This is a genomic window from Streptomyces sp. NPDC015345, from assembly GCF_043078805.1.
Lineage (GTDB): Bacteria > Actinomycetota > Actinomycetes > Streptomycetales > Streptomycetaceae > Streptomyces.
This window is the reverse complement of record NZ_JBIBTX010000011.1, coordinates 250,461-258,684: the sequence shown is the minus strand read 5'-3', so window position 1 is coordinate 258,684 and position 8,224 is coordinate 250,461. Positions and strand designations below refer to the sequence as shown.

At 70.3% G+C, this 8,224-nt stretch carries 5 protein-coding genes; 2 read left to right on the top strand and 3 right to left on the bottom strand.

All coding sequences use genetic code 11. The annotated features are described in order from the left end of the window. Positions 1 to 342: 342 nt before the first annotated feature. Complete coding sequence (locus tag ACF062_RS35655) at positions 343 to 1,350, bottom strand: stage II sporulation protein M (protein WP_392143812.1); 1,008 nt, start codon at positions 1,348 to 1,350, stop codon at positions 343 to 345. 84 nt (positions 1,351 to 1,434) lie between these two features. Here ACF062_RS35655 and ACF062_RS35650 point away from each other — a divergent pair, with 84 nt between their 5' ends. Continuing rightward, on the top strand, positions 1,435 to 2,403 hold the full coding sequence (locus tag ACF062_RS35650) for an RDD family protein (RefSeq protein WP_392143810.1): 969 nt from the start codon (positions 1,435 to 1,437) through the stop codon (positions 2,401 to 2,403). A gap of 35 nt (positions 2,404 to 2,438) precedes the next feature. Here ACF062_RS35650 and ACF062_RS35645 read toward each other — a convergent pair whose 3' ends face one another. Next, positions 2,439 to 3,053: a hypothetical protein gene (locus ACF062_RS35645; protein ID WP_392143808.1), complete on the bottom strand. Its 615-nt coding sequence runs from the start codon at positions 3,051 to 3,053 to the stop codon at positions 2,439 to 2,441. Between the two features lie 349 nt (positions 3,054 to 3,402). Continuing rightward, positions 3,403 to 4,860: an adenosylhomocysteinase gene (gene ahcY, locus ACF062_RS35640; RefSeq protein ID WP_392143806.1), complete on the bottom strand. Its 1,458-nt coding sequence runs from the start codon at positions 4,858 to 4,860 to the stop codon at positions 3,403 to 3,405. Positions 4,861 to 5,226: 366 nt separating this feature from the next. On the opposite strand from ahcY, the gene ACF062_RS35635 reads away from it, so the two are divergent. Continuing rightward, positions 5,227 to 7,434 carry a fructose-specific PTS transporter subunit EIIC gene (locus ACF062_RS35635; RefSeq protein ID WP_392143804.1) on the top strand — a complete coding sequence of 736 codons (2,208 nt, stop codon included), beginning with the start codon at positions 5,227 to 5,229 and terminating at the stop codon, positions 7,432 to 7,434. The last annotated feature ends 790 nt before the right edge of the window (positions 7,435 to 8,224 follow it).

Sequence of the window (8,224 nt, the reverse complement as noted above, 5' to 3'; positions counted from 1 at the left end):
GGCGCTTCCCTTCGGTATTTCGTGTTTCCAACCTTACCAGATCCGTTTTCCGTTCCGTTCCCGGTTCGGATTTCATTTCCGGTGGCCGTTGGAGGGCCTTTGCCTTTCGGCTGGTCCGACTTTATCAGAAGTTTTCGGCCGGGCTTACCGGGTCGAAAGTCCGATTGAATCGGGGGCGGCTCCTCAATTGATGTCATTCGAGAAGCAGGCCGACTTTAACCGCCGCCCTCTGGACTTGTCCAGTTCTAGGCAACTGTTCGAATCTACCTCCCCAGTCCTTCCGTGTCAACGGTTTTTCCGGGGCGAAGAGGAGACTAGCAGCTCAGCAGGGCCGTATGCACATCACGCTGCGGTGGGGGCTGAGGCGCTGCGGTCGGTGCGGTCCAGGTCTCCTGTTTCACCCGCACGGACCGCCCTGGCGCCCAGGACGTAGACGTAGGCGAGGAACGCCAGCTCGGCGGCGATGCCGATGGTGATGCGGGCCGAGGTCGGCAGGCCCGAGGGCGTGACGAAGCCTTCGATGGCGCCCGAGACGAACAGGACCAGAGCCAGGCCGATCGCCATGCCCAGTGCTGCGCGGCCCTCCTCGGCCAGGGCGGTGCGGCGTGTGCGCGGGCCGGGATCGATGACGGTCCAGCCGAGGCGCAGGCCTGTGCCCGCCGCTACGAAGACGGCGGTCAGTTCAAGGAGGCCGTGGGGCAGGACCAGGCCGAGGAAGGTATCGAGTCGGCCGGCCGAGGACATCAGGCCGATGCCCACTCCGAGGTTGAGCATGTTCTGGAAGAGGATCCAAATGACGGGGAAGCACAGGAAGGCGCCGAGGACGAGGCACATCGCGGCGGCCTGGGCGTTGTTCGTCCAGACCTGGGCGGCGAAGGACGCCGCCGGGTGGCTGGAGTAATACGTCTCGTACTGGCCGCCGGGGCGGGTGAGCTCGCGCAGCTCACCGGGGGCGGCGATCGAGGCCTGGACCTCGGGATGCGTGGCGATCCACCAGCCGATGACGGCCGCGAGGGCCGTCGAGAGCAGCGCGGCGGGGACCCACCAGTGGCGGGAGCGGTAGACCGCTGCCGGGAAGCCGCGGGTCAGGAAGTGGGTCACGTCGCGCCAGGAGGCGCGGCGTGTTCCCGTCACGGCGCTACGCGCGCGTGCCACGAGATGGGTCAGGCGGCCGGTGAGTTGTGGGTCCGGTGCGCTGGACTGGATCAGGGAGAGGTGTGTGGCGGTGCGCTGGTAGAGGGTGACGAGTTCGTCGGCCTCCGCTCCGGAGAGGCGGCGTTGGCGGCGCAGCAGTGCCTCCAGGCGGTCCCACTCGGCTCGGTGGGCGGACACGAAGACGTCGAGGTCCATGGGACGGCTGCTCCTCGTACTGCGGCGCGTGGCTGTTCAGCTTGGCAGACTGGCAAGTCCTAGGGCAGGGAAGGGGCGGTGGGCGTGAGTGAGCTTGTGACGGGCGAGGCGGTGGCGCTGGAGCTGCGTCCCGCGAAGCTGCCGAGCCGGGCGCTGGCCGTGCTGATCGACCTGGTCGTGGCGTGGGCGGTCTATCTCGGGGTGACCATCGGCATCGTCGCTTCCACGGCTTCCTTGGACGACGCCGCGGCCGCCGCGGTGGCCGTCGCGAGCTTCGTACTCATTCTGGTCGGTGGTCCCATCGCGGTGGAGACGCTCAGTCATGGGCGGTCGTTGGGGAAGCTGGCCTGCGGGTTGCGGGTGGTGCGGGACGACGGGGGGCCCATTCGGTTCCGGCACGCGTTGGTGCGGGGAGCCATAGGGGTCGTCGAGATTCTGATGACCTTCGGGGTCGTGGCGTGCGTCGCGTCGCTCGTGTCGGCGCGGGGGCGGCGGCTCGGGGATGTGTTCGCGGGGACCCTGGTCGTGCGCGAGCGCGTTCCCGCGGGGCGGGCCGCTTTTGTGCCTCCGCCGCCGCCCTGGCTGATGGGGCGGTTCTCCGGACTCGATCTGTCCGGCGTCCCCGAGGGGCTGTGGCTCGCGATCCGGCAGTGTCTGACGCGGATGGGGCAGTTGGATCCGCAGGTGGGCTGGGCGATGGCGGAGCGTCTTGCCGGGGATCTGGCGGAGCGTACGGGGGCTCCGGTGCCTCCGGGTGTGCCGCCGGCCGCGTATCTGGCGGCTGTGGTGCACGAGCGGCAGGCGCGGGACGCGCGGCGGGCCTTCGGTGGGTCCGCCGGGGGTGGCGCTGCGGAGCCGGGTGTGGGGCCTGGTGCGGGGTTCCGGCCCGGGCCCGGCTACAGCCATGTGCCTGGCCACGGACCTGCGTACGGCGGCGATGGGACCGCACCGCTCCCGTCGCGCTCCCCCGCTCCCGGTGCCGTGCCGCCGGCGGGGCCGCGTGGTGGCGATGAGGGCGCGCCTCCTGCCACGGGGTTCGTGCCGCCTGCTTAGCCGGTCGGGGCATGCGCAGGGGCGGGCGGAAGACGTCAGGTGAAGGTCGAGGGCGGGGTTTCGAGGTGCTCCAGCTCGATGCCGGGGGCCGCGAGGACGACGTCGCCGGTGATGTGGACCGCGTGCTGTTCGCCGGTGTCCAGGGCTGTGACCTGGTATTCGTCCACGATCAGCGGGCCGTTGTCAGTGGCGTGTGCTTCGCTTTTCAGCAGGGCCCAGGACTGGTCGAGGGTGCGGGGGGCGAGGACCGGGTCCGTGAAGGCGACCAGGCGGACGCGGGTCGCGGGGGAGGCGGGGGTCAGGCGCAGCAGCCGGGCCGTCGAGACGAGGAAGGCGGGGGATGTGCCGGTGAAGGTGTGGGCGGGTGCGTTGTCCTCGGTGGCGTGTGCGCCGGTGGGGTCGGTGCGGACCCATGTGACGCCGTTGAGGGCGGCGGCGCGTACCTGCCAGTCGCCCGCGTGCAGTTCGAGGCGGATGGGGCGACCCCGGTCGTCGAGTGCGAGGTCGACGGAGCCTGCGGGGGAGCCGGAGGGGGCGGTTCGCTGGGCGACATAGCGCCAGCCGGAGGGGCCGGGTGCGCAGTGGAAGTGTTCTTCGCCGAGGGGGGTGTGATCGTGCGGATCGTGGAGCGAATATCGGCCGCGGGGCATGGGCTGGGTCCTGGTCCTCGGTCGGTCGGTTTCCTGCGGGGGGAAGTGGGTCCTGCGTAGGGAGGTGGCGAGACGTGGCTTCCGTGGGGGGGAAGTGGCTTCCGTCGGGAGAGTGGCTTCCGCCGGGAGGAGTGCTTTCCGCGGGGTGGGTCGCTTCCCTTCGGTGAGAGTCGCACGCCTGCCGTGGGAATCGCCGTCCTGCGGTGAGGCGCGTGCTTGCGGTGAGGCCGCCCGCCGTGGGCCGCGTCCCTGCGGTGAGGTGCCCCCTGCGGTGAGAAAGGGGGCAGGCCCCCGCCGCGGGGGCGAGGGCCTGCTGGAGGGTGCTGGCTGACCGGCGGCCGGTCGGCTGTCAGTAGCGGTAGTGGTCGGGCTTGAACGGGCCCTCGACCTCGACGCCGATGTACGCGGCCTGCTCGGGGCGGAGCGTCGTGAGCTTCACGCCGAGCGAGTCGAGGTGGAGGCGGGCGACCTTCTCGTCCAGGTGCTTGGGGAGCACGTAGACGTCGGTCGGGTACTCCTCCTGCTTGGTGAACAGCTCGATCTGGGCCAGGGTCTGGTCCGCGAACGAGTTGGACATCACGAAGGACGGGTGGCCGGTCGCGTTGCCCAGGTTGAGCAGGCGGCCCTCGGACAGCACGATCAGGACCTTGCCGTCGGGGAACGTCCAGGTGTGGACCTGCGGCTTGACCTCGTCCTTGACGATGCCGGGGATGGCGGCGAGGCCGGCCATGTCGATCTCGTTGTCGAAGTGGCCGATGTTGCCCACGATCGCCTGGTGCTTCATCTTGGCCATGTCCGAGGCCATGATGATGTCCTTGTTGCCGGTCGTGGTGATGAAGATGTCGGCCTTGTCGACGACCTCGTCCAGCGTCGTGACCTGGTAGCCGTCCATCGCCGCCTGGAGCGCGCAGATCGGGTCGATCTCGGTGACGATCACGCGGGCGCCCTGGCCGCGCAGGGACTCGGCGCAGCCCTTGCCCACGTCGCCGTAGCCGCAGACGACGGCGGTCTTGCCGCCGATGAGGACGTCCGTGGCGCGGTTGATGCCGTCGATGAGCGAGTGGCGGCAGCCGTACTTGTTGTCGAACTTCGACTTCGTCACGGCGTCGTTCACGTTGATCGCCGGGAACAGCAGCGTGCCGTCACGGTGCATCTCGTACAGCCGGTGGACGCCGGTCGTGGTCTCCTCGGTCACGCCGCGGATCTCCGAGGCGAGCTGGGTCCACTTCTGCGAGCCGTCGGTGATGGTGCGGTTGAGGAGCTCCAGGATGACGCGGTGCTCGTCGTTCTCGGCGGTGTCGACGGACGGGACCTTGCCGTCCTTCTCGTACTCGACGCCCTTGTGGACCAGGAGCGTGGCGTCGCCACCGTCGTCCAGGATCATGTTCGGGCCGCCGGTGGGGGTGTTCGGCCAGGTCAGGGCCTGCTCCGTGCACCACCAGTACTCCTCCAGGGTCTCGCCCTTCCAGGCGAAGACCGGGACGCCCTGGGGGTTGTCCGGTGTGCCGTTCGGGCCGACGGCGATGGCCGCGGCGGCGTGGTCCTGGGTGGAGAAGATGTTGCAGGAGGCCCAGCGGACCTCGGCGCCGAGGGCGACCAGGGTCTCGATGAGCACGGCGGTCTGCACGGTCATGTGCAGGGAACCGGTGACGCGGGCGCCGGCGAGCGGCTGGGTGGCGGCGTACTCCTTGCGGATCGCCATCAGGCCGGGCATCTCGTGCTCGGCGAGGGTGATCTCCTTGCGGCCGAACGCGGCGAGGGAGAGGTCGGCGACCTTGAAGTCCTGGCCGTTGGTGGCAGTCGTCATGAGTGAGCTGCTCCTCGTGGGGTTGGTCGAGGGTGGGCATGGCTGACCTGCGGCGTCGGGTACAAGGGTGCACCGGCGCGCGCAGCGCAGTCCGTCGGAGGCCCTCTCTCCCTCGGCCGGTCCGTGCGTGGACCGCCCGACCGCCATCAGCAGCGACGTCTGGCTCACCCACAAAGCTACACCGGTCGGCCCAGCGAGCCCCAGCCCGCCTCCGGGCACGGCATCACCGGTAGATAGACCGCCAGACCGGATGTTATGGGGCGTTTGCGCTTTTGATCCTGCGCTCACGTGTTGCAGGATGCCTTGAGATCGGGAACATGTGCGCGATCTTGTTCGGTACATCGGTAAAGGCATGAGGAGACCCACGTGACCAGTCCGGCCGACCCTCCCACGGGCGGGGACACCCGCGGACAGCGACGGCTGAAGCTGCTCGCGGTGACCGCTTGTCCGACCGGCATCGCCCACACCTACATGGCGGCGGAGAAGCTCTCGCAGGCCGCGGAGAGCCTCGGGATCGACATGAAGGTGGAGACGCAGGGTTCCATCGGGGCCGAGAACGTACTGTCTGACAACGATGTCAGAGACGCCGACGGCGTCATCATCGCGGCCGACAAGGACGTGGACCGCAGTCGCTTCGCGGGTAAGCGGGTGGTCTCGGTCGGGGTGGCCGAGGGCATCAGCCACCCGGAGCGGCTGATCGAGCGGGTGCGGAGCGCGCCCGTGCAGGAGGGTGGTGGAGGCAGTGGAGGTGGTGGTTCCGCCGCGTCTGCCGGGTCTGCCGCGTCTGCCGCGGGGAGTGGGAGCGGGCGGGAGCGGAGCGTCGCGTACAAGGCGCTGATGAACGGTGTCTCGTACATGATCCCGTTCGTGGTGGTGGGTGGACTGCTGATCGCCATCTCGCTGGCGCTGGGCGGTGACGCCACGTCCAAGGGCTATGTGATCCCGGAGGGGACCTTCTGGGCGCACGTCAACGCCATCGGGGTCATCGGCTTCACGCTGATGGTGCCGATCCTGTCGGGATACATCGCGTACGCCATCGGGGACCGGCCGGCGCTGGTGCCTGGCATGATCGGCGGGTGGATCGCCAACACGGGTGAGCTGTACGACTCGAAGGCGGGGGCCGGTTTCATCGGCGCCATCGTGACCGGGTTCCTGGCCGGTTATCTGGTGGTGTGGATCAAGAAGGTCCAGGTCCCGAAATTCGTCCGGCCGATCATGCCGATCATCGTGATCCCGATCGTCGCGACGACAGCGCTCGGGCTGTTCTTCATCTACGTCATCGGCAAGCCGATCTCGTGGGTCTTCGAGCACCTGACCGACTGGCTCAGCGGTATGACCGGGGCCAGTGCGATCCTGCTGGGCGCGATCCTCGGGCTCATGATCGCGTTCGATATGGGTGGGCCGGTCAACAAGACCGCGTTCCTCTTCGGTACGGGGCTCATCGCGACCGGCAACCAGACCGTGATGGGCATGTGCGCCGCCGCCATCCCCGTGATGCCGCTCGGGCAGGGGCTCGCCACGCTGATCCGGCGCCGGCTCTACTCGGAACAGGAGCGCGAGACCGGGATGGCCTCGCTGTTCATGGGGATGTTCGGGATCTCGGAGGGGGCGATTCCGTTCGCTGCGGCGCGGCCTGCGCAGGTCATCCCGGCCAACATGCTCGGCGGCGCGGTCGCAGGAGCCGTCGCCGGTATGGCGGGTGTGGAGGACGCGGTGCCGCACGGGGGGCCGATCGTGGCGGTGCTGGGTGCCATTGGCGGCGTACCGATGTTCTTCGTGGCCGTGGCCGTCGGCGCGGTTGTCACCGCGCTGACCACGGTGACGCTCATCGACCTCGGCGGGCGCAAGGGGCGTGGGGCGGGTGTGGCCGGTGGGCCGGGTGGTGGCCCCGAGCCGGTGTTCGCGGGGGGCGGGCCGGCTTCGGGGAGTGCGGTGGGCGGCGCGGCTTCCCAGGCGGGGGCGTCGGTGGGGATAGCGGGTGCCGCTCCGGGAGCGGATGCGTCCGAAGCGGCTTCCGGGGCTTTCGGGGCTTCCGGGGCTTCCGGGGCTTCCGGGGCTTCCGGGGCTTCCGGGGCTGAGGGTCCCGCCGCCGCTGCCGCTGCGGAGGCCGCGGCCGACGAGGTTCTCTCCGGTTACCTCACCGGACGGACCGTGAAGGTCCGGCTGGAGGCACGGGACAAGGAGGCCGCGATCCGCGAGATGGCCGCGCTCCTCGCCACCACGGGCAAGGTCGACGACGTGGAGGAGCTGGTGCGCACCGCGCTGCGGCGCGAGGCGCAGGGCACCACCGGGCTCGGCGAGGAGATCGCCATCCCGCACGCGAAGACCGACGCGGTGCTGGCCCCGGTCGTCGGGTTCGCACGCTCGGCGGAGGGCATCGAGTGGGGTTCCCTGGACGGGACGAAGGCCAGGCTGATCTTCATGATCTCCGTACCGGAGGCGGCTGCCGGGGACGAGCACCTGCGGATTCTCGCCCTGCTCTCGCGGAAGCTGATGGACACGGGCTTCCGGGAGCGGCTGGAGGCGGCCCCGGACGACGCCGCGATCCTCGACGTGCTGCGCGAGGTGCGGTAGCGGGGGTGGCCGGGGGAGCTTCCTTCCGGGCGCGTTGTTGGGGGCGGGCCTCGTATGCCGGCGGGATCGGCGTACGCGGGGCTTCTCGTACGTCGGTGAGCCCCTCGTACGTCTGTGACGCTCGCATGGCCTCGGCGGGAGTCGCGTGGCGTCGACAGGCCCACGCCTCCAGCGTCTGAGGGGTGTTGCGGCGGGTGGCTCCGTCGGTGTGCAGGGTGCCGTACGGCGGTTCGCGGGCCCGTAAGGCCGGGCGTTCGACGGCGTTAAGCCCGGGAGCACGTCCTGGCCTGTCAAGCGTCCGCGGACCTGCTGGCGTGGGCACCCGGTGGCCACTGCGGACCCGTAGAGCTGGGCGCTCGACGGCGCTGAGCCCGGCAGCGCGTTCCGGCCTGGCGGCGTCCGCGGGCCCGTTGGCGTAGGCGCCCAGCGGCCCGTGCAGATCCGTCCGCCCGCAGCGGACCCGTAAAGCTGGGCGCTCGACGGCGCTGAGCCCGGCAGCACGTTCCGGCCTGCCGGCGTCCGTGGGCCCGTTGGCGTAGGCGCCCAGCGGCCCGTGCAGATCCGTCCGCCCGCAGCGGACCCGTAGAGCTGGGCGCTCGACGGCGCTGAGCCCGGCAGCACGTCCTGGCCCGCCGGCGTCCGCGGGCCCGCTGGTGTAAGCACCCAGCGGCCACGGCCAGTACGCACCCGTCCGCGCGGGAAACGCCTACGTGGGGCCGGCGGGCTTATGCCGTTCCGTCCGTCGGCCCGGCGCTCATCGACGACGCGAACCCTTCGAGACCACGCACGG